A 22,573-nucleotide genomic window follows, 5' to 3' on the forward strand; every position below is an offset into this window, starting at 1 on the left:
AATCCTCTCGTCTGGGCATTGGTTGGCGGAGTGAGTTTGCGGATTAAGAGAGGTTTGCGATGACCGATTACCAAACCATCCTGGTCGAGCGGCGCGGCGCGGTGACGCTGGTGACCCTGAACCGGCCGCAGGCGCTGAATGCGCTCAACTCGGCGGTACTGGCGGACCTCATCGCGGCGTTCGCGGACTATGATGCGGACCCGGAGCAGCGCTGCCTGGTGCTGACCGGGAGCGAGAAGGCGTTCGCGGCGGGGGCCGACATCAAGGAGATGCAGAGCCAGGGCTTTGCCGACATGTACGCCGCCAATTTCTTCGGCGGGTGGGAGCAGGTGACCCGGACTCGCAAGCCATGGATCGCGGCGGTCGCCGGCTTCGCGCTCGGCGGCGGGTGCGAGGTGGCGATGATGGCCGACTTCATCATCGCCGCCGACACCGCCATGTTCGGCCAGCCGGAGATCAAGCTGGGCGTGACTCCGGGCATGGGCGGGTCGCAGCGCCTGACCTGGGCGGTCGGCAAGGCCAAGGCGATGGAAATGTGCCTGACCGGTCGGATGATGGGCGCCGAGGAGGCCGAAGCGGCCGGACTGGTGGCGCGCGTCGTGCCCGCCGCGGAGCTAATCGACGAGGCGCTAAAGACCGCGACGACGATCGCCGGGATGGCGCCGCTCGCCGCCATCGCCAACAAGGAAATGGTCAATGCCGCGTTCGAGATGAACCTCGCGCAGGGGATCAATTTCGAGCGGCGGCTGTTCCACGGACTGTTCGGGACACAGGACCAGAAGGAAGGCATGAGCGCCTTCGTCGAGAAGCGGCCCGGGCAGTGGACGGGGAAGTGACTCGTCATTGCGAGGAGCGCAGCGACGAGGCAATCCAGCGGCGCGAGGCTGGATTGCTTCGCTTCGCTCGCAATGACGGAGTGAGCGTATGAAAATCGCATTCATTGGGCTTGGCAACATGGGCGGCGGGATGGCCGCGAATTTGGTCAAGGCCGGGCACGAAGTGGTCGCGTACGATCTGAGCGAAGAGGCGCTGGCGCGGGCCGAGGGGCATGGCGCGGCGCGGGCCGGATCGGCCGCCGAGGCGGTCAAGGATGCCGAGGCGGTGGTGACCATGCTGCCGGCGGGCGAGCATGTGCGCTCGGTCTATCTCAAGGAAGTCGCGCCCAATGCTCCCAAGGGTGCGCTCATGATCGATTGTTCGACGATCGACGTCGCGACCGCGAAGGAAGTCGGCGAAACGTTGCGCGGGCTCGGCTTCGAGAGCGTCGACGCGCCGGTTTCGGGCGGCATCGCCGCAGCCAATGGCGGGACGCTGACCTTCATGGTCGGCGGGTCGGAAGAGGGGTTCGAACGCGCCAGGCCGGTGCTCGAGGCGATGGGCAAGGCGGTGATCCACGCCGGCGAAGCCGGTGCCGGCCAGGCCGCCAAGATCGTCAACAACATGCTGCTGGCGGTGACCATGGCGGGGACGTGCGAGGCGTTCGTGCTGGCGCAGAAGCTCGGGCTCAACCCGCAGACCTTCTACGACATCTCGTCCAAGGCGTCGGGACAGAGCTGGTCGATGACGTCCTATTCCCCGGTTCCAGGCGTGGGACCCGAGACCCCGGCCGACCGCGATTACGAGGGCGGCTTCATGGCGCAGCTGATGCTCAAGGATCTGAAGCTGGCGATGGCCGCGGCCGAGGAGGCGGGCGCCTATACGCCGATGGGCGGCGAGGCAGCCGAGCTCTACCAGCGGTTCGTCGAGCGCGGCGGCGGCACGAAGGACTTTTCGGCGCTGATCAAGATGATCGACGACAGCTGGGTGGCGCCGGACTGATTCGTCATCCCAGCGCAGGCTGGGATCCATGCCGGCATGGTTTGCGCTGAAGTGAGGCATGGGCCCCAGCCTTCGCTGGGGCGACGGTTGGTCCGTTCAGGCGACGGGTTGATGTTCGCTCGGCAAGCGACCACATCGCCGCCATGCTGATCGAGATCGAACGCACGCCCAATCCGGCGACTCGCAAGTTCCTGCCTGGCCGCACCGTGATGGAGGTCGGCGGGCGCGATTTCGCTTCGCCCGAGGCGGCCGAGGCGAGCCCGCTGGCCGAGGCGCTGTTCGCCACCGGCATGGTCGACGGGGTCTATTTCGGGCGCGACTTCATCAGCGTGTCGGCGGCGCCGACGGTTGAATGGGACCAGCTCGAGCCCGAAGTGCTGACCCTGCTGCTCGACCATTTCTCGCTCGACTCGCCGCTGTTCAAGCCGGGCAGCGCGGCCGGCATCCACGTCGCGCCCGATGCGGCGCCGATGTTCGCCGACGATCCCGCCGACGCCGACATCATCGACCAGATCAAGGACCTGCTCGAGACAAGGGTTCAGCCGGCGGTCGCCAACGACGGCGGCAATATCGTCTACAAGGGTTACAAGGACGGGCGCCTCTACCTCGAGATGCAGGGCGCGTGCGCGGGCTGCCCGTCGTCGACCATCACGCTGAAGCGCGGCATCGAGAGCCTGATCAAACATTATGTCCCCGAAGTGGAGACGGTCGAGGCGGTGTAGGATCGTCATTGCGAGGCGCCAGCGGCGCCGCGGCAATCCAGCCTGGATTGCTTCGCTTGGCTGGCAATGACGAGGGGTTGTCATTCAACCCCCTGCATGCCCACACTGAGCGCCGATGATCTTGGCCATCGACACCGCGACCCCGGCCTGCACTGTCGCCCTGATCGGGCTCGACGGGACGGTGCATGCGAGCCGCAGCGAAGTGATCGGCCGCGGCCATGCCGAGCGGCTGGTGCCGCTGGTCGCCGAGATCGTCGCCGGCCATGTCCCGAGCCGGATCCTGGTCGGCACCGGGCCGGGCAGTTTCACCGGCCTCAGGATCGGCATTGCTGCAGCGCACGGTCTCGCCATCGGCTGGGACGTGCCGCTGGCCGGCCTGTCGTCGCTGGCACTGATCGCCGCCGGAGCGCCCGGCGACGGGCCGGTGGCGGTGGCGACCGTCGGCGGACATGGGGAATTGTTCGTCCAGGCATTCGCGCGCGGCCCGCTGAAGGCGATCGGCGAGCCTACCAGCATGACTCCCGGCGACGCCGCGGCAGCAATCTCTGCGCCCCTGGTCGTCGGCAGCGGGGCGGCCACGCTGGTCGCCGCGCGCGGGTCGGGCGAGGCGCTGGACCTGCTGCCCAGCGCGGCCGACGCGTGGCGCCTGCCCGAGGCATTGCGCTCGCTCCCGGTCACCCCGGCCTACGCCCGCGCCCCCGACGCCAAGCCGCGGGCGGCGGCGTGATGGCCGCGCGCGCCGAGCCCAAGCAATTCGCCATCGCGCTCGGCGGCCCGGCCGACCTCGACGACGTCATGCAGGTGATGAGCGCGGCCTTCTCGAGCGAGTTCGGCGAAGGCTGGTCGCGCTCGCAATGCGGCGGCATCCTGCCGTTGAGCGGCGTTCGGCTGGTCGTCGCGCGCGATGGCGACGGAGCGCCGGCCGGCTTCACCCTCGAGCGGGCGGTGGCCGACGAGGCCGAGCTGCTGCTGCTCGCAGTGGCGCCGCGCTTCCAATCGTGCGGCCTCGGCTCGGCATTGCTCGAGCAATTCATCGCCGCGCATGCCGGCGGCCGGATCACCCGCCTTCACCTCGAAGTCCGCGACGGCAACCGGGCGGTGGGGATCTATGCGCGCGCCGGCTTCACCCCGGCCGGGCGGCGCAAGGATTACTACCGCGGGCGTGACGGCTCGCGCCACGACGCGATCACCATGGTCCGCGAGCGCTGAACCCCGTACAAATACGGGGTCGGCGAAGGTCCCGGACCATTGCGTTCGCGGTGCGAAAAGTCTTAAACCGTTACGGGCATGTATTGCCGATGCGTGCGCACAAGACTTCTTGCTCGGGGACAATCAAATGGCCGATGACAATTTAAGGGATACACTCGTCACCCTGACCGCGGACATCGTCGCCGCGCACGTCAGCAACAATAGCGTCGCAGTGAACGATTTGCCGCAGCTGATTGCCAATGTTCACGGCGCCTTGTCGGGACTGAACGGGATGGGCGGCGAGGAGCCGCGGCCCGAGCCGAAGGTGCCGGTGCGCTCTTCGATCAAGCCCGACTATATCGTCTGCCTTGAAGACGGGAAACGCCTCAAGATGCTGAAGCGGCATTTGATGACCCACTATAACCTCACCCCCGACCAATATCGGTCCAAGTGGGGCTTGGCCGCCGACTATCCGATGGTCGCGCCCAACTATGCCGAGCAGCGCCGGACCCTGGCCAAGTCGATCGGCCTGGGCACGAAGCGCAAGCGCGGGACCGGGAAGAAGGCTGGGGCGAAGTAGCCGGGGCGCGTGGGGCCGTCACGGGAGTAAATCCCGTGACGTCAGTCCTCGCGTTGCGAGGCTGGCCGGCGTTCGCCGTCTCTCGATCAACTTGCGCTCGCTGCGCTCCGCTTCGGTTGCTCTCGGCGGCTTGGCTCACTAGGTTCGCGTGATGCATCGCACCATCGACATCGAGCAATTGTGTGCCGACAAGGGCCTTCGGATCACCGAGCAGCGCCGCGTGATCGCCAAGGTGCTGGCCGACAGCGAGGACCATCCCGATGTCGAGACGCTGCATGGGCGGGCGGCGGCGGTCGACCCCAACATCTCGATCGCCACGGTTTACCGCACCGTCCGCCTGTTCGAGGAGGCCGGGATCCTCGAGCGCCACGAGTTCGGCGACGGGCGCTCGCGCTACGAGGCGGCGTCGGAGAGCCATCACGACCATCTGATCGACGTCGAGACCGGGACGGTGATCGAATTCGCCGACGACGAGCTCGAGGAATTGCAGCGGCGGATCGCCGAGCGCCTGGGCTTCCGGCTGGTCGACCATCGCATGGAGCTTTATGGCGTCCGCAGCGACCGCGAGCGCTGATTCCGGATCGTCGCGCTTACGCGCATTCGCCCGCCTCGCGCTGCTGATCGGCTGGTTTTTCATATGCGTCGTGCCGCATCTGGCGGCTCGGCTCGGCGGCCGCTCGCGCTGGCCGCGGCGGTTCCTGGCGGGGACGGCGCGAATCTGCGGGGCCGACGTAAGGGTCGCGGGCGGGCCTGCGGCGACGGGCACGCTGCTCATCGCCAACCATGTCAGCTGGCTCGACATTCCGGTGCTGGCCGGCGCGACCGGCTGCGCCTTCGTCTCGAAAGCCGAGATCGCCGACCATCCGCTCTTGAAGTGGATCGCCGACCAGAACGCGACGCTCTACGTCGACCGGGCCGACAAGCGCGCGATCCACGGCCAGGCGCAGCGGCTGCGCGAAGCGCTGGCAAGCGGGCACCCGCTGGCCATCTTCCCCGAGGGCACAGTCGGCGACGGCGGACAGCTGCTGCCGTTCAAGCCGAGCCTGTTGTCGGCAGTCGCGCCGCCGCCCGATGGCGTTGCGATGCGGCCGGTGGCGATCGACTATCACGGCCGCGCGAGCGAGCTGGCGTGGATCCCCGGCGAACATGGGCTGGCCAATTTCCTGCGCATCCTCGGCCGGGCGCGGCGCAACCCGGTGACGGTTCGGCTGCTCGATCCGCTTGAGCCGACCGACGACCGCAAGGCGCTGGCGCGCGCGGCGCACGATGCGGTGGCGGTCGCGCTGGCGGGTGGCGAAACCGCCCGCCCTGTCCTATAGGCGCGCCGCCATGGCCACTCCCCCCAAAACCTTCCGGATCAAGAGCTTCGGCTGCCAGATGAACGTCTATGACGGCGAGCGCATGGCCGAGATGCTCGGCGCCGAGGGGATGCGCGCGGCGGACGACGGCGAGGACGCCGAGCTGGTCGTGCTCAACACCTGCCACATCCGTGAAAAGGCGGCGGAGAAGGCCTATTCGGATGTCGGTCGACTGCGGCGCGAGGACGGCAGCCGGCCGCTGATCGCGCTCGCCGGCTGCGTCGCCCAGGCCGAGGGCGCCGAGGCGCAGCGGCGGACCAGCATGATCGACATGGTGGTCGGCCCGCAGGCCTATCACCGCCTGCCGCAAATGGTCGCCGAGGCAGCGGCCGGGCGGCGCGTGGTTGACACCGATTTGCCGGCGCTGACCAAGTTCAACGCCCTCCCCGCCCGCCGCCGAACCGGCCCGAGCGCCTTCCTGACGGTGCAGGAAGGGTGCGACAAATTCTGCACCTATTGCGTCGTGCCCTACACCCGGGGCGCCGAGATCAGCCGCCCGTTCGCGAGCATCGTCGCCGAGGCCCGCGCGCTAGTCGACGGCGGCGCGCGCGAGATCACCCTGCTCGGCCAAAACGTCAATGCGTGGAGCGATGGGGACCGGTGCCTCGATGCGCTGATCCGGGCGCTCGACCGCCTCGATGGGCTGGAGCGCATCCGTTACACCACCAGCCACCCGATGGACATGAGCGACGCGCTGATCGCGGCGCATGGCGAGGTCGCCAAGCTGATGCCGTACCTCCACTTGCCGGTGCAGTCGGGCAGCGACCGGATCCTGAAGGCGATGAACCGAAGCCACGACGCCGAGGGCTATGTCCGGCTGATCGAGCGGTTCCGCGCAGCGCGGCCCGACATCGCCATCTCCGGCGACTTCATCGTCGGCTTCCCCGGCGAAAGCGAGGCGGACTTCGAGGCGACGCTACGGATCGTCGATGCGGTGCGCTACGCCGCGGCCTATTCGTTCAAATATTCGCCGCGCCCGGGCACTCCGGCGGCGGCGATGGACGATCAGGTTTCGCTTGAGGTGATGGACGAGCGGCTGCAGCGCTTGCAGGCGCGGATCGCCGAGCATTCACAGGCGTTCAACCGCGCCTCGGTCGGCCGAAGCACGCGCATCCTGATCGACCGCAAGGGCCGCCGACCGGGGCAGATGATCGGCAAGTCGCCGTGGCTCCAGTCGGTCCACGTCGAGGCCGAGGCCGAGATCGGCGCCATGCTCGACGTCACCCTCGTCAGCGCCGGGCCCAACAGCCTGGGCGGAGTCCTCGCCCACCGCCAGGCCGCCGCTTGATGATTGTGGCATCGGCGGCGGGACGCGCTATAGACCGAGCGATGCACCCGACATTCGACTGCGGCCGCTGATGGCCAAGCGTGACCTTGCCGCCGCCAATGCCGATGGGCCGATCGAGGGCCGCGCGCGGCTCGAGCTGGAGTTCGACCAGCCCTATCTGATCGGGCCGCTGTTCGGCGATTACGACCGCCATCTGGTGATGATCGAGGACCGGCTCGGCGTGCATATCGCGGCGCGCGGCAACCGCGTGATGATCGAGGGCGAGCCGGAATCGGCGACCCGCGCGCGCGACGTGCTGGTCGGTCTCTACAACCGGCTCGACCAGGGCCACGATGTCGACTCGGCGGCGGTCGAGGCGGTCATCGGAATGGCCGCGCAGCCGGCGCTCGACGGAATCATCAGCGAGGACGTGGCCAGCCCGCCCAAGGTGATGATCCGGACGCGCAAGAAGACCATCGTCCCGCGCTCTACGATCCAGGCGAGCTACATGGAGGCGCTGGGCCGCGACGACATGATCTTCGCGCTTGGGCCGGCCGGCACCGGCAAGACCTATCTGGCGGTGGCGCAGGCGGTGGCGATGCTGATCACCGGCCAGGTCGACCGGCTGATCCTGTCGCGCCCTGCGGTGGAGGCGGGCGAACGCCTTGGCTTCCTGCCCGGCGACATGAAGGAGAAGGTCGACCCCTATTTGCGCCCGCTGTACGACGCGCTGTACGATATGCTCCCGACCGAACAGGTCGAGCGGCGGATCGCATCGGGCGAGATCGAGATCGCGCCGATCGCCTTCATGCGCGGGCGGACCCTGGGCGACGCGTTCATCATCCTCGACGAAGCGCAGAACACCACGCCGCAGCAGATGAAAATGTTCCTGACGCGGTTCGGTATGCGCAGCCGGATGGTGATCTGCGGCGACCCCAACCAGACCGATCTGCCGAATGGCGTCACTTCGGGGCTCGCCGACGCGGTCGCCAAGCTGGAAGGTATCCCCAAGCTCAGCATGATCCGCTTCTCCGCCGCAGACGTCGTCCGCCACCCGCTCGTCGGGCGGATCGTCGAAGCCTATGAGGGGCCGGGCCTGTGATGCTCGACGTGCTGCTCGACGCCGATCCGGAGTGGGACAGTAGCACCGACTGGGCGGCGCTCGCCCGGAGCGCGGCCGCGGCGGCGATCGCCGAAAGTCCGTTCCCCGAATTGGGCCGCGAACGCGGTGCCGAGATTTCGGTGCGGCTGGCCGGCGATGAGGAAGTCCACGCGTTGAACGCCAAGTGGCGCGGCAAGGACAAGCCGACCAACGTCCTGTCCTTCCCGATGGCCGACGCCGACGATCTCGAGCGGCCGGCGCCGGGCGAGCTGATGCTTGGCGATATCATCCTTGCTCATGGCGTATGCGCGTCGGAAGCGGCCACAAAGGCGATCCCGCTCGAGCGGCACGCGGTGCATTTGCTGGTCCACGGAACGCTGCATCTGCTCGGCCACGACCATCATGAGGACGCCGCGGCGGCCGACATGGAAGCGCGCGAAATCCGCGCCCTCGCCCGCCTCGGGATCGCCGACCCCTATGCCGAGCGCGCCGCCTGATGGCCGAGCAGGAGGACAATGGCTCACGCCTGTGGCGCGGGATGCGGCACCTGCTGTTCGGCGAGGACAGCGAGGCGACCCTGCGCGACCAGATCGAGGACGCGATCGACGAGGCCGAGGGCGGGCGCCAGAAGCGCGGCGACCTCAGCCCCCACGAGCGCCAGATGCTGCGCAACTTGCTTCACTTCGGCGACCGCACCGCGGGCGAGGTGGCGGTCACCCGCGGCGACATCATCGCGGTGCCGAAGACGGCGAGCTTCGAAGAGCTGGTCGCCGCTTTCGCGGAGGCCGAGCACAGCCGGCTGCCGGTGTATGGCGAGGGCCTCGACGACATCGTCGGCATGATCCACATCAAGGACGTCTACAAGGCGCTCAACACGCCGGGCCGCGACCGCTCGATCGACAGCCTGCTGCGCACGCCTTTGTTCGTGCCCGAATCGATGGGCGTGCTCGAGCTTCTGGCGCGGATGCGCAGCGGCCGGATGCACCTCGGCATCGTCGTCGACGAATTCGGCGGGACCGAGGGACTGGTGACGATCGAGGACGTGGTCGAGGAAATCGTCGGCGAGATCGAGGACGAGCATGACGAGGCGGCGGTGGCCGGGCTGGCAATGCTCGAGGACGGCGTGTGGGAGGCCGGGGCGCGGGTCGAGCTGGACGAGATCCGCGAGACCATCGACGCTCGCCTGACCAGCGAGGAAGACGAGATCGACACCATCGGCGGGCTCGCCTTCCTGCTCGCCGGCCGACTGCTCCAGCCCGGCGAATCGGTCGAGCACCCGAGCGGCTGGCGGATCGAGTGCGTCGAGGCCGACGGGCGGCGCATGAACCGGCTTCGGCTGCACGCCCCGGACGGCGAAACGCCGAGAGGCTGAGCGTGACGATCAAGCGTCCGCTCGGCGCGCTGGCGCTGGCCATCGGCCTTGGCGCGGCCTCCGCGCTGGCGTTCGAACCGGTCGGCTGGTGGCCGCTGATGATCGCCGCCTTTGCCTTGTTGTGCGCGCTGATCGCGAGCGCCGAGAGCCTGAAGCGGGCGCTGCTGATCGGCTGGGGGTTCGGAGTCGGGCAGTTCGTGCTCGGGCTCAACTGGATCGCCACCGCCTTCACCTTCCAGGCCAAGATGCCGGCATGGCTGGGCTGGGTCGCGGTGGTGCTGCTGGCGCTCTACCTCGCGGTCTATCCGATGCTAGCCGCCGGGCTGGCGTGGCGCTTCGGCCGGGCGCGACCGCTCGCGCTGGTGCTCGCGCTGGGCGGCGGCTGGGCCATCACCGAATGGCTTCGAGCGACGATGTTCACCGGCTTCGCCTGGAACCCGGTCGGAGTAACCCTGGTCGACACGCCGTGGCGGGCGCCGAGCGCGCTGATTGGCACCTACGGGCTGAGCGCGCTGGTGGTGTTGGCCGGGGGGATGGCATGGCTTGCGAGCCGCAAGGCCTGGCGCGCGCCGGCCGCCTTCGCCGCAACGGCATTGCTGCTGCTCGCTTTGCCGTTTCCGCGCCTCACCGAAAATCCGAGCAATCTGCGGATCATCGACGCCGAGGAACGGGCTGCGCCGCCAGCGCAGCAGCCGATCGCCGGGGGTCGCCTGCGGATCGTGCAGCCGAACATCGGCCAGGCCGACAAGTGGCGCGCCGGGTTCGACCGCATTGCCGCAGATCGGCTCACTGCGCTGACGCTTCGCCCCTATCGGTCGTTCGGGCCGGCGGCGACCATCTTCTGGCCGGAGGCGGCAGTGACCCGACCGCTGATCGACGAACGCGCCGGCGCCGAGCTCGAGACCCAATTCGAGCGGAGCCGGGCAATCCGCGCGCTCAAGCCCGGCCAATTGCTGGCCACCGGCGGACTGGCGCTGACCGCGCGCGACGGGGTCAATCTCGACGGCGCGACGAACAGCGTGTTCGTGCTCGATTCCGCCGGGCGGATCGTGGCGCGCTACGACAAGGCGCATCTGGTGCCTTACGGCGAATATCTGCCGATGCGCCCGCTGCTCGGCGCGATCGGCCTGTCGCGGCTGGCGCCCGGCGACCTCGACTTCCGGCCCGGCCCGGGTCCCCGCACGCTGGCCCTGCCCGACGGGATGAAGATGGGCGTTCAGATCTGCTACGAGATCATCTTCTCGGGCGACGTGGTCGATGAGCGCGCGCGGCCCGACTACATTTTCAATCCGTCGAACGACGCCTGGTTCGGCGCCTGGGGCCCGCCGCAGCACCTCGCCCAGGCGCGGTTGCGCGCGGCCGAGGAAGGGTTGCCGGTGATCCGCTCGACGCCGACCGGGATCAGCGCGACGATCGACGCTTCGGGCCGGCTGCTCGGGTCCGTCGGCGGCGGCAAGGCAGGCACGATCGATGCCAGCTTCGGGATGAAGCAGCCGCCGACCCCGTTCGGCCGGTTCGGCAATGCGATCCCGCTCGCGCTGGCCTTCGCGCTGCTGATCGCGGCCATTGTCTTGGACCGGCGCGGCCGCTACAGGGCGGACATATAAAGCTTTCCTTATATCCCCAATTCGAAGGACCGCGTGACGCCGATGCGCGACAATTATCTGTTCACTTCCGAATCCGTTTCCGAGGGCCATCCCGACAAGGTCGCCGACCAGATCAGCGATGCGATCGTCGACCTGTTCCTGAGCAAGGACCCCGAGGCGCGCGTGGCGTGCGAGACGCTGGTGACGACCCAGAAGGTGGTCCTGGCCGGCGAAATCCGCGGCCGCGGGATCATGGACGAGGCCGGCAATTGGGCGGAAGGCGTGCGCGAGGAAATCGAGCGCGCGGCGCGCGAGACGGTGAAGGCAATCGGCTATGAGCAGGACGGCTTCCACTGGGACCGGCTCGATTTCGCCAACCATCTCCACCCGCAGTCGGCGCACATCGCCCAGGGTGTCGATGCCAGCGGCAACAAGGACGAGGGCGCGGGCGACCAGGGCATCATGTTCGGCTTTGCCTGCGACGAGACCCCGGACCTGATGCCGGCGACGCTCGACTACAGCCACAAGATCCTCGAGGCGATGGCCGCCGACCGCCACTCGGGCGCGGCGCCGTTCCTCGAGCCCGACGCCAAGAGCCAGGTGACGCTGCGCTTCGAGAACGGTCGGCCGGCCGAGGCGACCGCGATCGTCGTTTCGACCCAGCACGCGGAGGGCTATGATTCGGGCGACCAGGAAGCCGAGCTCAAGGCCTATGTGAAGGGCGTCGTCGCCAAGGTGCTCCCGGCCGAGTTGCTGACCGCCAACACCGTCTATCACATCAACCCGACCGGAAGCTTCGTCATCGGCGGCCCCGACGGCGACAGCGGGCTGACCGGGCGCAAGATCATCGTCGACACTTATGGCGGCGCCGCGCCGCACGGAGGGGGCGCGTTTTCGGGCAAGGACCCGACCAAGGTCGACCGTTCGGCGGCCTATGCCGCGCGCTGGCTGGCCAAGAACATCGTCGCCGCCGGACTCGCCCGCCGCTGCACCATCCAGCTCGCCTATGCGATCGGCGTGCCCGAGCCGCTGTCGCTCTACGTCGACACGCACGGCACCGGCACGGTCGAGGATTCGGCGATCGAGGCGGCAATCGGCAAGCTCGAGCGGCTCGGCGGCTTGACCCCGCGCGGGATCCGCACCGCGCTCGGCCTCAACAAACCGATTTATGCGGCGACCGCGGCCTACGGCCATTTCGGGCGCAAGGCCGAAGGCGAGCTGTTCCCGTGGGAAAAGACCGATCTCGCCGGCGAACTGAAGGCGGCGCTCGCCGCCTAGCCGGTGCGCGGCAGCGACGTGACGTTGGCCGCTCCGGAAGTGCCCGGAGTGCGGCCCATCGACCAATTGGCCTGCATCCGGACCTTGGGGTTGGGCACGCACCAGATTTCGCCGCCGTCGTCCATCGCGGTCACCCACAACAGGTCGAATTCCTGCCCATAGTCGATCACCGCAAAGGCGCAGCCCTTGCCGCGGTCGACGACGTGGACTGGAAGCGGCGGATCGAGCTGGGTGAAGGCCATGAGCGCCAAACGGCGCCGGCCCGCGGTTCGTTGCCGACCCTAGGCTTTATCCGGTCCCATCAGCGCCGCCACCGCCGCTTCCGAGGCGATGCCGATTGCGGTGCCGGCGGCGATGTCGGTGGCGAAGTGATTGCCGCTCGGCAATTGCGCCGCGGCAACCGAAGCGGCAGCCGCTCCGGCGGGCAGAGCGAGATCGGGATATTCGCGGGCGACGGCACGCGCAACGGCGGCGAGCCCGGCGCTGTGCCCCGACGGCATCGAGCGCAGGCGGCCGTCGCGGCTGCGGCCCTTTTCCAGCTTGTAGGGTGACTTGCCGAGCGCCACCCCCGGCCGGGTACGGTCGACCCGGTCCTTGATGAAGCCCTTCGCCGCGGTCGCGACGGCATGGGCGGCGAGCATCCTCAGGCCGGTCCGCACCAGCTTGCGATTGCCGCCCGCCAGGCCTGCGGCCAGGACGCAGGCGCCCAGCGTGATCAGCGGCGGCTGGTCGCCGAGCTCGGCGAAGCGGGCCAGTGCGCGGCCCGCTCTGCTGCGCTTCTCGATCGCGACCGTCTCGGCAAGCTCGAGATCGGCCTTTTCGAACTTGTGCAATCGGCGTTTGGCATTGGCCGCAACCATGCCGCCCAAACGCGGGCCGCCGCGACTTGTGCCCGCGCCGGGCGGACGCTAGCCGCGCGGCGATGTCCCAATCGAAGCCCGGCGACCCGACCACGCTCAATCGGCTTTACGGCCGATCGAGCGGGCATAAATTGCGCAAGGGCCAAGCCGAGCTGGTCGAGACCCTACTGCCGCAGATTGCGGTGCCGGCGGACGGGCCGGTCACCGCCGAGCGACTGTTCGGGCGCGACGTGCCGCTGCATTTCGAGATCGGCTTCGGCGGCGGTGAGCACCTTGCCTTCCGCGCCGACCTCCTCCCCGACCACGGCTTCATCGGCTGCGAACCGTTTCTCAACGGTGTGGCGCAGGCGCTCGGCCACATCCGCGACGCGCACCTTGCTAACGTGCGGCTATGGATGGGCGACGCGCTCGACGTGCTCCGCCGTGTGCCAGACGGCGCGCTGACGATGGTCTATCTGCTCCATCCCGACCCGTGGCCCAAGGCGCGCCACGCCAAGCGGCGGATGATCAACCCCGGCCCGCTCGAACTGATCGCGGCCAAGCTCAAGCCGGGCGGAGAGTTCCGCCTGGCGACCGACGACCCGACCTATCTCGACTGGTCACTGATGGTCATGCAGCGCCACGAAGAGACGTTCGAGTGGCTGGCCGAAAGCCCGGCAGATTTCGCGCGCTGCGGCGGCTGGCCGGCCACTCGCTACGAGCAAAAGGCCGAACGCCAGGGCCGCCGCGCCTATGCCATGCGCTATCGGCGGCGCTGAGCGCCTTGCCTTTCGGATACGCGCGCCTACCTAGCCGATGATGCACGTACGCCCCGATGTTCTCGCCGCGATCGGCAACACTCCGCTGATCCGGCTGGCGCGGGCGAGCGAGGCGACCGGCTGTACGATCCTCGGCAAGGCCGAATTCATGAACCCCGGCGCGTCGGTCAAGGACCGCGCAGCGCTGGCGATCGTGATGGACGCGGTCGAGCGCGGGGAATTGCGGCCCGGCGGGACGATCGTCGACGGCACTGCCGGCAACACCGGCATCGGCCTGGCGATGGTTGCCAATGCGCTCGGCATGAAGACGGTGATCGTCATTCCCGACACACAGAGCCAGGAGAAGAAGGACACGCTTCGGATGCTCGGCGCCGAACTGATCGAGGTACCGGCGGTCCCCTACAAGAACCCCAACAATTATGTGAAGGTCGCCGGGCGGATCGCCGAAAAGCTGGCGCGCGACAATCCGGCCGGGGCGATCTGGGCCAACCAGTTCGACAATGTCGCCAACCGTGATGCGCACGTGGCCACGACCGGCCCGGAGATCTGGGAGCAGACCGACGGCAAGATCGACGGCTTCGTCTCCGCGGTCGGCACCGGCGGAACGCTCGCCGGGGTCGCAGCAGCACTTCGGTCCCGCAAGCCGGACGTCCAGATTGCGCTCGCCGACGTGCCCGGCGCCGCGCTCTACAATTATTATGCGCACGGCGAGCTCAAGGCCGAGGGCAGCTCGATCACCGAGGGCATCGGCCAGGGCCGGATCACCGCCAACCTCGATGGCTTCGCGCCCGACCACGCCTTCTTCATCCCCGACGAGGAGAGCGTCGCCGAGACCTTCCGTTTGCTCGAGGAGGAAGGCATGGCGCTCGGCGCATCGTCCGGAGTCAATGTCGCCGGCGCGATCCGCCTGGCGCGTGAGATGGGGCCCGGGCACACCATCGTCACCATCCTGTGCGACCCCGCCGCGCGCTACCAGTCGCGCCTGTTCAACCCTGATTTCCTGCGCTCCAAAGGGCTCGCCGTGCCCGCCTGGCTGGAGCGCGAACCGACCGTCGCGCCGGATTTCGTTCCGGTCGAAGCCTAAAAGGAGAATGACCATGACGCTCAGCATCGGCAGCATCGCGCCCGATTTCACCGCCGAGACCACGCAAGGTCCGATCAGTTTCCACGAGTGGATCGGCGACGGCTGGGCGATCCTGTTCTCGCACCCCAAGGCGTTCACCCCGGTCTGCACCACCGAGCTGGGCTATATGGCCGGGCTCGGCGAGGAGTTCGCTAAGCGCGGGACCAAGATCGCCGGGCTCAGCGTCGATGCCAATGACGACAACACGCGCTGGCTGCCCGACATCGAGGAGGTCAGCGGCAACCATGTCGACTATCCGATCATCAGCGACAGCGAATTGAAGGTCGCCAAGCTCTACAACATGCTTGAGGCCGACAGCGGCGACAGCGCGGCGGGGCGGACCGCGGCCAACAACGCCACCGTGCGCACGGTCTACATCATCGGCCCGGACAAGAAGATCCGCGCCATGCTGCTCTACCCGATGTCGACCGGCCGCAATTTCGACGAAGTGCTGCGCCTGCTCGACTCGGTGCAGCTGACCGAACGCAAGGGCGTCGCCACGCCGGTCAATTGGAAGCCGGGGGAGGATTGCATCATCCCGCCGTCGGTCAGCGACGAGGATGCCAAGGCGAAATATCCGGGCGGTTGGGAGACGGTGAAGTCCTACCTCCGCCGGATCCCGCAGCCGCAGGACTAGGTCAGCGCGCGGGCGTCAGCCGGAGCAGGCGCCCGCCGTCCTCGAGCAGGTAGACCGCGCCGTCCGGGCCCTGGTCGACGGCGCGGATGCGCGCGTTCATCGGCCACTGGTCGGCCTTGCGCGCGCGGGCGCCGTCGAGATCGACTCGGATCAGCGCTTCGCCCGACAGCGCCGGGACCAGCGCGTCGCCTTTCCAGCCCTTGAACAGGTCGCCGCTGTAGATCAGCAGCCCGCCGGGCGAGATCGACGGGGTCCACCAGACCGCCGGCGGCTCGAAGCCGTCGCCGCGGCTGTGGTCGGGAATGTCGCCGCCGCCGTAGTTGGAGCCGTTGGACGCGCGTGGCCAGCCATAGTTGCGGCCGGGCAGGATGAGGTTGATCTCGTCGCCGCCCTGAGGGCCCATTTCGCTCGACCACAGCCGACCGTCCGGCGCGAACGCGATGCCGAGCGGGTTGCGGTGGCCGATCGACCAGAATTCGCGCGCCACCCCGCCGCGCGCCGCCCACGGGTTGCCCGGCGCGGGGGCCCCTTCCGCCGTGAGGCGCAGCACCTTGCCGAGATTGCCGGTGAGGTTCTGGGCGGGCGCGAACTTCTGCCGGTCGCCCGAGGTGAGATAGAGCAGCCCGTCGCGGCCGAAGGCGATGCGGTGCGCGAAATGGCCGTTGCCGGATACTTTGGGAGTCTGGCGCCAGATGACTCGGAAATTCTCGAGCGAGTAGCCCATCAGGCGGCCGTCCCGGGTCGTCGGACCCATTTTGAGCGTGCCATAGCCCAGCGCGGCGCCGCTGGTGCCGCGCTCGCCCGCCTCGACAAAGCTCAGGTAGATCCGCCGGTTGCCGGCGAAATCCGGATGGGCAACGACATCGCCAAGTCCACCCTGCCCGGCGACTTGCACTTTCGGCGCACCGGTGACTGGCCAGCGCTGTCCGTTGCGCGCGTCGACCACCCACAATTCGCCGCTCTTCTCGGTCACCAGAGCTTGGTTCGTCACGGGCACGCCGCTGCCGGGCAGGAAATCCATTGCCCACGGCTGGTCGAACTTGGCGACTTCGGTCACGGTAAATGGTCGCGGCGCCGAGCGCTCGGCCTGGGCGCTGCCTTCATCGGCGCAGGCCGCCAGCACGAGGCCGGCTGCAAGAAAGGTCGTTCGTTTCATCACGCGCCGCCGCTCCTTGAGATTGAGATTGCCATGACCTTTGAACGCGCCTTGCCAGCCTAGGCTCCGCGCTCTATATCCGACCTCTCTCCTCAAACATCGCAAGGTCTTTGGGGCTGGGGTCGAACGGCCCCGGCAGCGAGAGGATTTGCAATTCGTCCGGAGCAAATGTTGGTCGACACCGCCGCCCTTGCCACGCTGATTGCCCCTGCCGTCGAGGCCGAGGGGCTGGCGCTGGTGCGCGTGGCGATGATCGGCGGCACCAGCGACCCGACGCTCCAGGTGATGGCCGAGCGGCCCGACACCCGCCAGCTCGACCTTGGCGATTGCGAGCGCCTGTCGCGGCGGCTGAGCGAAATGCTCGATGCCGAGGAAGCGGCCGGGCGCGATCCGATCCCCGGTGGCTATCGGCTCGAGGTGAGCTCGCCCGGGATCGACCGGCCGCTGACCCGGGCGCAGGACTATGCCGACTGGGCCGGCCACGAGGCGCGCGTCAAGCTTGCCGACTCGCCGGACGGGACTAAGCAATTGTCGGGCACCATCGCCGGCATCGCCGACCAGGTCGTCACCATCGAGACCCCCAAGGGCATGCGCTCCGTGCCCTTCGCCAACATCGCCTCGGCCAAGCTCATCTTGACCGATAAGCTCATCGCCGCCACCGCGCCGCTCAGCACCGACGGCGCAGATCAGATCAAGACGGAAGGTTAACAAGACCCATGGCTACTGCCGCCCCCGCCACCGCCGCCGCGACCGCCAACAAGGCCGAGCTGCTGGCCATCGCCGACGCCGTCGCGCGCGAGAAACTGATCGACAAGGCGATCGTCATCGAGGCGATGGAAGACGCCATCCAGCGCGCCGCCCGCGCCCGTTACGGCGCCGAGAACGACATCCGCGCCAAGCTCGACGGCGAGACCGGCGACCTGCGCTTGTGGCGCGTGCTCGAAGTGGTCGAGGAGCCCGAGGATCATTTCAAGCAGGTCGATTTGAAGGGCGCGCAAAAGCTCAAGGCCGACGCCGAGCTGGGCGACTTCATCGTCGACCCGTTGCCGCCGATCGAGTTCGGCCGGATTGCCGCCCAGGCCGCCAAGCAGGTCATCTTCCAGAAGGTCCGCGATGCCGAGCGCGAGCGCCAATATGAGGAATTCAAGGACCGCGCCGGCGAGGTCATCACTGGCGTGGTCAAGCGCGTCGAATTCGGCCACGTCGTCGTCGATCTCGGCCGCGCCGAAGGCGTCATCCGCCGCGACGCGCAGATCCCGCGCGAAATGGTCCGCGTCGGCGACCGCATCCGCAGCCTCATCCTGCGCGTCGCCCGCGAGGTGCGCGGCCCGCAAATCTTCCTGAGCCGCGCCCACCCCGACTTCATGAAGAAGCTGTTCGCCCAGGAAGTGCCGGAAATTTACGACGGCATCATCGAGATCAAGGCCGCCGCGCGCGACCCTGGCAGCCGCGCCAAGATCGGCGTCATCAGCTACGACAGCTCGATCGACCCGGTCGGCGCCTGCGTCGGCATGAAGGGCAGCCGAGTCCAGGCGGTGGTCCAGGAGCTCCAGGGCGAGAAGATCGATATCATCCCTTGGAGCGAGGACACCGCGACGTTCGTCGTCAACGCGCTACAGCCGGCGACCGTCAGCCGCGTCGTCATTGACGAGGAAGAGGGCCGGATCGAGGTTGTGGTCCCCGACGATCAGCTCAGCCTGGCGATCGGCCGCCGCGGCCAGAACGTCCGCCTCGCCAGCCAGCTGACCAACTCGCAGATCGACATCCTCACCGAGGCCGACGCCAGCGAGAAGCGCCAGCGCGAATTCATCGAGCGCTCCGAGATGTTCCAGAACGAGCTCGACGTCGACGAGACGCTCGCCCAGCTGCTGGTCGCCGAAGGCTTCACCAGCCTCGAAGAAGTGGCCTATGTCGAGCGCGACGAAGTCGCCGGCATCGAGGGCCTCGACGAGGAGATCGCCGAGGAGCTGCAGAGCCGCGCCGGCGAAGCGCTCGAGCGCCGCGAGGCCGCCGCACGCGAGGAGCGCCGCGCGCTCGGAGTCGAGGATTCGCTGGCCGAAATGCCGCACCTCACCGAGCAGATGCTGGTGACCCTGGGCAAGGCCAAGATCTTCACCCTCGACGACCTCGCCGACCTGGCGACCGACGAGCTGGTGCAGAAGAAGCGCCACGAGCCGCGCCGCCGCGCCGACAGCACGCGGCCCGAAGACAAGGGCGGAATCCTCGCCGAATATGGCCTCAGCGATGAGCAGGGCAACGAGATCATCATGGCCGCCCGGGCGCACTGGTTCGAGGACGAGCCCGCAGCGGACCAGCCCGCTGCCGCAACCGAGGAGGCCGCCGATGCGGACCCCTCGCAATGAGCCTGTAGCGACGTCGCTAGCCTCCCCTCCCGCAAGCGGGAGGGGATCGAGGGGTGGGCCTGCGTCCGGTCGCCCCACCCCCAACCCCTCCCGCAAGCGGGAGGGGAGTGAGCCCGAACGCACCTGCGTGCTTTCGCGCCGCACGGCGCCGAAGGATTCGCTGATCCGCCTCGCCTTGTCGCCCGACGGCCAGGTTGCCCCTGACGTGCGTGCACGAGCGCCGGGCCGTGGCGCCTATGTCGGGGTCGGCCGCGCCGAGCTCGACGCGGCCAATGCCAAGGGCAAGCTCAAGGGGGCCCTCGCCCGCGCCTTCAAGCAGGACGTTGCGGTGCCCGCCGACCTCGGCGACAAGATGGAAACCGCGCTTCGCCAGCAGGCGCTCGACCGCCTCGGGCTCGAGGCGCGCGGCGGCACCTTGCTGACCGGCGCCGAGCGCATCGAGCAGGCGGCGCGGGCCGGCAAGGTTCATCTGCTGATCCATGCCGCAGATGCCGGCGCCGACGGCAATCGCAGTCTCGACCAGGCCTGGCGAGTCGGCGGCGGCCCGCCCCAGGGGCTGGTATTCCCGGCCGACCGCACCATCTTGTCGATGGCGCTCGGCCGCGAAAATGTGGTACATCTCGCGCTCACCGACCCCGCCGCCGCGCGGCGGGTGCGCCATGCCATCGACCGGTGGCTTACTTTCATTGACCCAGAGGCTGGGCTAGAGGGCGGCGCTGCCGTCCGCGGCGACGCCTCGGCACAGCCTAACGAAGGACAAGAATGACCGACCAGAGCGACAAGCCCAAGCTTGGAACCCGGCCGCCGCTGGGCCTGAAGCGCACGGTCGAAACCGGCAAGGTGAAGCAGAGCTTCAGCCACGGCCGGTCGAACACGGTCGTGGTCGAGGTCAAGAAGCGGCGCATTCTCGGCCGCCCGGGCGAGGCCCCGCCTCCGGCACCGGCCGCCGAGGCACCCGCTCCTGCGCCCGCGCCCGCGCCCAAGCCCGCCGCTCCTGCGCCCAAGCCGGCCGCCCCCCAGCGCCGCCTCAGCGAGGGCGAGGAGATCGCCCGCCGCAAGGAGGAGATGGAGCGCTTCCAGCGCGAGGCCGAGGAAGCGCGCATGGCCGCGCTCGAGGACGCGCGCCGCCGCGAGGACCGCTCGAAGGCCGAGCAGAGCGAGGACGAGCGCCGCCGCGCCGAGGAAAATCGCAAGGCCGAGGAAGAAGCCGCCAAGGCGCCCGCGCCCGAGGCTTCGGCCGCCGAAACCGCCGAACCGGACGCGCCCGCCGAAGCCGAAGCCGGCAGCGACGAGGCGCGCGTTCACCGCCGCCCGGCCGCCGCCCCGGCCCATGCGCCCAAGCGCGCCGAGCCGCATCGCCCTGGCCACGGCCGGGTGCGCGAGGAACGCCGCCACTCGGGCAAGCTCACGGTCAGTCGCGCGCTCAGCGGTGACGAGGGCAATCGCGCCCGCAGCCTCGCTGCGCTGAAGCGCGCCCGCGAAAAGGAAAAGCGCGCGCACCAGACGTCGGGCCCCTCGGCCAAGCAATATCGCGACGTCGACGTGCCCGAGGCGATCACCGTCCAGGAGCTCGCCAAGCGGATGGGCGAGCGCGGCGCCGACCTCGTCAAAGCGCTGTTCAAGATGGGCACTCCGGTCACCATCACCGAAACCATCGACCAGGACACCGCCGAGCTGCTGATCGAGGAGTTCGGCCACCGCATCAACCGGGTCAGCGAATCCGACGTCGACATCCAGACCGAGACCGATGTCGACGCGCCCGAGACGCTCAAGCCGCGGCCGCCGGTGGTGACCATCATGGGCCACGTCGACCACGGCAAGACCAGCCTGCTCGACGCCATCCGCGGTGCCGACGTGGTCAGCGGCGAGGCCGGCGGAATCACCCAGCATATCGGCGCCTATCAGGTGGCGATGAAGGACAAGTCGAAGGTCACCTTCCTCGACACGCCGGGCCACGAGGCGTTCACCGAAATGCGCATGCGCGGCGCCAATGTCACCGACATCGTGGTGCTGGTGGTGGCCGCCGACGACGGCCTCAAGCCGCAGTCGATCGAGGCGATCAACCACACCAAGGCGGCCGGCGTGCCGATGATCGTGGCGATCAACAAGGTCGACAAGCCCGAGGCCAAGCCGCAGAAAATCCGCGAGGAGCTGCTCCAGCACGAGATCATCGTCGAGGCGATGGGCGGCGACGTCCAGGATGTCGAGGTGTCGGCCAAGGCCAAGACCAACCTCGACGGCCTGATCGACGCGATCAACCTGCAGGCCGAAATCCTCGAGCTGAAGGCCAATCCTGACCGCGCCGCGGAAGCGACGGTGGTCGAGGCCAAGCTCGACAAGGGCCGCGGCCCGCTCGCCACCGTGCTGGTCCAGCGCGGCACGCTCAAGGTCGGCGACGTGATCGTGGTCGGCGCGGCGAGCGGCAAGGTTCGCGCGATGATCGACGATCACGGGCGCCAGGTGAAGGAAGCCGGCCCGTCGGCCCCGGTCGAGGTGCTCGGCCTTTCCGCCGTGCCCCATGCCGGCGACCAATTGACCGTGGTCGAGAACGAGGCCCGCGCCCGCGAGGTCGCGACCTACCGCCAGGGCGTGCTCGACAAGAAGCGCACCACCACGGCGCCGGTCAGCCTCGAGAACATGTTCGCCAACCGCGCCTCGACCACGATCGAGTTCCCGGTGGTGGTCAAGGCCGACGTCCAGGGTTCGAGCGAGGCGATCGTCAGCGCATTGAACAAGATTTCGACCGACGAGATCCGCGTGCGCGTGCTCCATTCCGGGGTCGGCGCGATCACCGAGAGCGACGTCACCCTCGCTTCCTCGACCGGAGCGCCGATCATCGGCTTCAACGTCCGCCCCAACGCCAAGGCGCGCGAGGCGGCGGCCCGCACCAAGGTCGAGTTCCGCTACTACGACGTGATCTATCACCTCACCGACTGGGTGCGCGGCGCGATGGCCGGCGAGCTCGGGCCGGAGATCATCGAGAACGTCGTCGGCCGCGCCAAGGTCCAGGAAGTGTTCCCGGCCGGCAAGCGCGACAAGGCCGCCGGCCTGCTGGTGCTCGAGGGCAATATCCGGAAGGGCCTCCATGCCCGACTGACCCGCGAGGACGTGATCGTCTCCAAGACCACCATTTCCTCGCTGCGCCGCTTCAAGGATGACGTGGCGCAGGTCACCGCGGGTCTGGAATGCGGCGTGCTCCTCGCCGACACCAACGACATCAAGGCCGGCGACAACCTCGAGGTGTTCGAAGTCGAGGAACGGGCGCGGACGCTGTGAGCCGCCGGGCGTAACGAAAGCGGACCCCGGACTTGCTCCGGGGGAGCGTCGTTACTCGAGAGACGGCGAACCACGGACGGCCTGCGCGCGAAGCGCGACAGGACCGACGGCGCGGGATTTACTCCCGCG

The 22,573-nt window shown here is 68.7% G+C and carries 24 protein-coding genes; 21 read left to right on the plus strand and 3 right to left on the minus strand.

Annotated elements, in window-relative coordinates:
- Positions 1 to 59: 59 nt before the first annotated feature.
- The 14 genes from D0Z60_RS07440 to metK all read left to right on the plus strand — a co-directional run bounded on the left by D0Z60_RS07440 (position 60) and on the right by metK (position 12,271).
- Positions 60 to 836, plus strand: a complete 777-nt coding sequence (locus D0Z60_RS07440) for an enoyl-CoA hydratase (protein WP_118857657.1) — start codon at positions 60 to 62, stop codon at positions 834 to 836.
- Between the two features lie 88 nt (positions 837 to 924).
- Positions 925 to 1,818 carry a 3-hydroxyisobutyrate dehydrogenase gene (gene mmsB / locus D0Z60_RS07445; protein ID WP_118857658.1) on the plus strand — a complete coding sequence of 298 codons (894 nt, stop codon included), beginning with the start codon at positions 925 to 927 and terminating at the stop codon, positions 1,816 to 1,818.
- Between the two features lie 143 nt (positions 1,819 to 1,961).
- The gene (locus D0Z60_RS07450) at positions 1,962 to 2,540 is read left to right on the plus strand and encodes a NifU family protein (protein ID WP_118857659.1); all 579 of its coding nucleotides are present in this window, start codon (positions 1,962 to 1,964) and stop codon (positions 2,538 to 2,540) included.
- 115 nt (positions 2,541 to 2,655) lie between these two features.
- Positions 2,656 to 3,267 (plus strand): tRNA (adenosine(37)-N6)-threonylcarbamoyltransferase complex dimerization subunit type 1 TsaB, encoded by a 612-nt coding sequence (gene tsaB / locus D0Z60_RS07455; protein WP_118857660.1) that lies wholly within the window; start codon positions 2,656 to 2,658, stop codon positions 3,265 to 3,267.
- Complete coding sequence (locus D0Z60_RS07460; RefSeq protein ID WP_118857661.1) at positions 3,267 to 3,749, plus strand: GNAT family N-acetyltransferase; 483 nt, start codon at positions 3,267 to 3,269, stop codon at positions 3,747 to 3,749. The genes tsaB and D0Z60_RS07460 overlap by 1 nt, the downstream gene beginning before the upstream one ends.
- 127 nt (positions 3,750 to 3,876) lie before the next feature.
- On the plus strand, positions 3,877 to 4,308 hold the full coding sequence (locus D0Z60_RS07465; RefSeq protein WP_118857662.1) for a Ros/MucR family transcriptional regulator: 432 nt from the start codon (positions 3,877 to 3,879) through the stop codon (positions 4,306 to 4,308).
- A gap of 151 nt (positions 4,309 to 4,459) precedes the next feature.
- On the plus strand, positions 4,460 to 4,882 hold the full coding sequence (locus D0Z60_RS07470; protein ID WP_118857663.1) for a Fur family transcriptional regulator: 423 nt from the start codon (positions 4,460 to 4,462) through the stop codon (positions 4,880 to 4,882).
- On the plus strand, positions 4,854 to 5,627 hold the full coding sequence (locus D0Z60_RS07475) for a lysophospholipid acyltransferase family protein (protein WP_118857664.1): 774 nt from the start codon (positions 4,854 to 4,856) through the stop codon (positions 5,625 to 5,627). The genes D0Z60_RS07470 and D0Z60_RS07475 overlap by 29 nt, the downstream gene beginning before the upstream one ends.
- A gap of 10 nt (positions 5,628 to 5,637) precedes the next feature.
- Complete coding sequence (gene miaB / locus D0Z60_RS07480; protein WP_118857665.1) at positions 5,638 to 6,954, plus strand: tRNA (N6-isopentenyl adenosine(37)-C2)-methylthiotransferase MiaB; 1,317 nt, start codon at positions 5,638 to 5,640, stop codon at positions 6,952 to 6,954.
- Positions 6,955 to 7,024: 70 nt separating this feature from the next.
- The gene (locus D0Z60_RS07485) at positions 7,025 to 8,035 is read left to right on the plus strand and encodes a PhoH family protein (protein WP_118857666.1); all 1,011 of its coding nucleotides are present in this window, start codon (positions 7,025 to 7,027) and stop codon (positions 8,033 to 8,035) included.
- A complete protein-coding gene (gene ybeY / locus D0Z60_RS07490; protein ID WP_118857667.1) occupies positions 8,035 to 8,532 on the plus strand; it encodes an rRNA maturation RNase YbeY in 498 nt (165 codons plus the stop codon). Before D0Z60_RS07485 ends, ybeY begins: the two co-directional genes overlap by 1 nt.
- On the plus strand, positions 8,532 to 9,407 hold the full coding sequence (locus D0Z60_RS07495; RefSeq protein WP_118857668.1) for a hemolysin family protein: 876 nt from the start codon (positions 8,532 to 8,534) through the stop codon (positions 9,405 to 9,407). The genes ybeY and D0Z60_RS07495 overlap by 1 nt, the downstream gene beginning before the upstream one ends.
- 2 nt (positions 9,408 to 9,409) lie before the next feature.
- Positions 9,410 to 11,014, plus strand: a complete 1,605-nt coding sequence (gene lnt / locus D0Z60_RS07500; RefSeq protein WP_240325578.1) for an apolipoprotein N-acyltransferase — start codon at positions 9,410 to 9,412, stop codon at positions 11,012 to 11,014.
- A gap of 42 nt (positions 11,015 to 11,056) precedes the next feature.
- Positions 11,057 to 12,271 carry a methionine adenosyltransferase gene (gene metK / locus D0Z60_RS07505; protein ID WP_118857669.1) on the plus strand — a complete coding sequence of 405 codons (1,215 nt, stop codon included), beginning with the start codon at positions 11,057 to 11,059 and terminating at the stop codon, positions 12,269 to 12,271.
- On the opposite strand, the gene D0Z60_RS07510 is transcribed toward metK, so the two are convergent.
- Entirely contained in the window at positions 12,268 to 12,513 is a 246-nt protein-coding gene (locus tag D0Z60_RS07510; RefSeq protein WP_118858490.1) for a hypothetical protein, read from the minus strand. The two genes, metK and D0Z60_RS07510, sit on opposite strands and share 4 nt — an antisense overlap.
- Positions 12,514 to 12,552: 39 nt before the next feature.
- On the minus strand, positions 12,553 to 13,104 hold the full coding sequence (locus D0Z60_RS07515; protein ID WP_162888141.1) for a phosphatase PAP2 family protein: 552 nt from the start codon (positions 13,102 to 13,104) through the stop codon (positions 12,553 to 12,555).
- 89 nt (positions 13,105 to 13,193) lie between these two features.
- Between D0Z60_RS07515 and trmB the strand changes: the two genes are divergently transcribed.
- From trmB to D0Z60_RS07530, 3 genes are read left to right on the plus strand one after another with little or no spacing between them, the layout of a single operon-like run.
- Complete coding sequence (gene trmB, locus D0Z60_RS07520) at positions 13,194 to 13,889, plus strand: tRNA (guanosine(46)-N7)-methyltransferase TrmB (RefSeq protein WP_118857671.1); 696 nt, start codon at positions 13,194 to 13,196, stop codon at positions 13,887 to 13,889.
- A gap of 40 nt (positions 13,890 to 13,929) precedes the next feature.
- Complete coding sequence (locus D0Z60_RS07525) at positions 13,930 to 14,973, plus strand: cysteine synthase A (protein ID WP_118858491.1); 1,044 nt, start codon at positions 13,930 to 13,932, stop codon at positions 14,971 to 14,973.
- A 13-nt stretch (positions 14,974 to 14,986) separates the two neighbouring features.
- Positions 14,987 to 15,649, plus strand: a complete 663-nt coding sequence (locus tag D0Z60_RS07530) for a peroxiredoxin (protein WP_118858492.1) — start codon at positions 14,987 to 14,989, stop codon at positions 15,647 to 15,649.
- A gap of 1 nt (position 15,650) precedes the next feature.
- On the opposite strand, the gene D0Z60_RS07535 is transcribed toward D0Z60_RS07530, so the two are convergent.
- Positions 15,651 to 16,805 carry a PQQ-dependent sugar dehydrogenase gene (locus tag D0Z60_RS07535; RefSeq protein ID WP_118857672.1) on the minus strand — a complete coding sequence of 385 codons (1,155 nt, stop codon included), beginning with the start codon at positions 16,803 to 16,805 and terminating at the stop codon, positions 15,651 to 15,653.
- A gap of 171 nt (positions 16,806 to 16,976) precedes the next feature.
- On the opposite strand from D0Z60_RS07535, the gene rimP reads away from it, so the two are divergent.
- The 4 genes from rimP (at position 16,977) to infB (ending at position 22,444) form a co-directional block, all read left to right on the plus strand.
- Complete coding sequence (rimP, locus tag D0Z60_RS07540) at positions 16,977 to 17,513, plus strand: ribosome maturation protein RimP (protein WP_205421080.1); 537 nt, start codon at positions 16,977 to 16,979, stop codon at positions 17,511 to 17,513.
- An 8-nt stretch (positions 17,514 to 17,521) separates the two neighbouring features.
- Positions 17,522 to 19,168 carry a transcription termination factor NusA gene (gene nusA, locus D0Z60_RS07545; protein ID WP_118857674.1) on the plus strand — a complete coding sequence of 549 codons (1,647 nt, stop codon included), beginning with the start codon at positions 17,522 to 17,524 and terminating at the stop codon, positions 19,166 to 19,168.
- Between the two features lie 127 nt (positions 19,169 to 19,295).
- Entirely contained in the window at positions 19,296 to 19,934 is a 639-nt protein-coding gene (locus D0Z60_RS07550) for a DUF448 domain-containing protein (protein WP_240325579.1), read from the plus strand.
- Positions 19,931 to 22,444: a translation initiation factor IF-2 gene (infB, locus tag D0Z60_RS07555; protein WP_118857676.1), complete on the plus strand. Its 2,514-nt coding sequence runs from the start codon at positions 19,931 to 19,933 to the stop codon at positions 22,442 to 22,444. Before D0Z60_RS07550 ends, infB begins: the two co-directional genes overlap by 4 nt.
- Positions 22,445 to 22,573: the final 129 nt, after the last annotated feature.

The organism is Sphingomonas mesophila (genome assembly GCF_003499275.1).
GTDB lineage: Bacteria > Pseudomonadota > Alphaproteobacteria > Sphingomonadales > Sphingomonadaceae > Sphingomicrobium > Sphingomicrobium mesophilum.

Excerpts from the sequence above, each read along its gene's own strand:
- D0Z60_RS07440 (WP_118857657.1), top strand. The coding sequence starts at position 60 with ATGACCGATTACCAAACCATCCTGGTCGAGCGGCGCGGCGCGGTGACG.
- mmsB (WP_118857658.1), top strand. The coding sequence starts at position 925 with ATGAAAATCGCATTCATTGGGCTTGGCAACATGGGCGGCGGGATGGCC.
- D0Z60_RS07450 (WP_118857659.1), top strand. The coding sequence starts at position 1,962 with ATGCTGATCGAGATCGAACGCACGCCCAATCCGGCGACTCGCAAGTTC.
- tsaB (WP_118857660.1), top strand. The coding sequence starts at position 2,656 with ATGATCTTGGCCATCGACACCGCGACCCCGGCCTGCACTGTCGCCCTG.
- D0Z60_RS07460 (WP_118857661.1), top strand. The coding sequence starts at position 3,267 with ATGGCCGCGCGCGCCGAGCCCAAGCAATTCGCCATCGCGCTCGGCGGC.
- D0Z60_RS07465 (WP_118857662.1), top strand. The coding sequence starts at position 3,877 with ATGGCCGATGACAATTTAAGGGATACACTCGTCACCCTGACCGCGGAC.
- D0Z60_RS07470 (WP_118857663.1), top strand. The coding sequence starts at position 4,460 with ATGCATCGCACCATCGACATCGAGCAATTGTGTGCCGACAAGGGCCTT.
- D0Z60_RS07475 (WP_118857664.1), top strand. The coding sequence starts at position 4,854 with ATGGCGTCCGCAGCGACCGCGAGCGCTGATTCCGGATCGTCGCGCTTA.
- miaB (WP_118857665.1), top strand. The coding sequence starts at position 5,638 with ATGGCCACTCCCCCCAAAACCTTCCGGATCAAGAGCTTCGGCTGCCAG.
- D0Z60_RS07485 (WP_118857666.1), top strand. The coding sequence starts at position 7,025 with ATGGCCAAGCGTGACCTTGCCGCCGCCAATGCCGATGGGCCGATCGAG.
- ybeY (WP_118857667.1), top strand. The coding sequence starts at position 8,035 with ATGCTCGACGTGCTGCTCGACGCCGATCCGGAGTGGGACAGTAGCACC.
- D0Z60_RS07495 (WP_118857668.1), top strand. The coding sequence starts at position 8,532 with ATGGCCGAGCAGGAGGACAATGGCTCACGCCTGTGGCGCGGGATGCGG.
- metK (WP_118857669.1), top strand. The coding sequence starts at position 11,057 with ATGCGCGACAATTATCTGTTCACTTCCGAATCCGTTTCCGAGGGCCAT.
- D0Z60_RS07510 (WP_118858490.1), bottom strand. The coding sequence starts at position 12,513 with ATGGCCTTCACCCAGCTCGATCCGCCGCTTCCAGTCCACGTCGTCGAC.
- trmB (WP_118857671.1), top strand. The coding sequence starts at position 13,194 with ATGTCCCAATCGAAGCCCGGCGACCCGACCACGCTCAATCGGCTTTAC.
- D0Z60_RS07525 (WP_118858491.1), top strand. The coding sequence starts at position 13,930 with ATGCACGTACGCCCCGATGTTCTCGCCGCGATCGGCAACACTCCGCTG.
- D0Z60_RS07530 (WP_118858492.1), top strand. The coding sequence starts at position 14,987 with ATGACGCTCAGCATCGGCAGCATCGCGCCCGATTTCACCGCCGAGACC.
- D0Z60_RS07535 (WP_118857672.1), bottom strand. The coding sequence starts at position 16,805 with ATGAAACGAACGACCTTTCTTGCAGCCGGCCTCGTGCTGGCGGCCTGC.
- nusA (WP_118857674.1), top strand. The coding sequence starts at position 17,522 with ATGGCTACTGCCGCCCCCGCCACCGCCGCCGCGACCGCCAACAAGGCC.
- infB (WP_118857676.1), top strand. The coding sequence starts at position 19,931 with ATGACCGACCAGAGCGACAAGCCCAAGCTTGGAACCCGGCCGCCGCTG.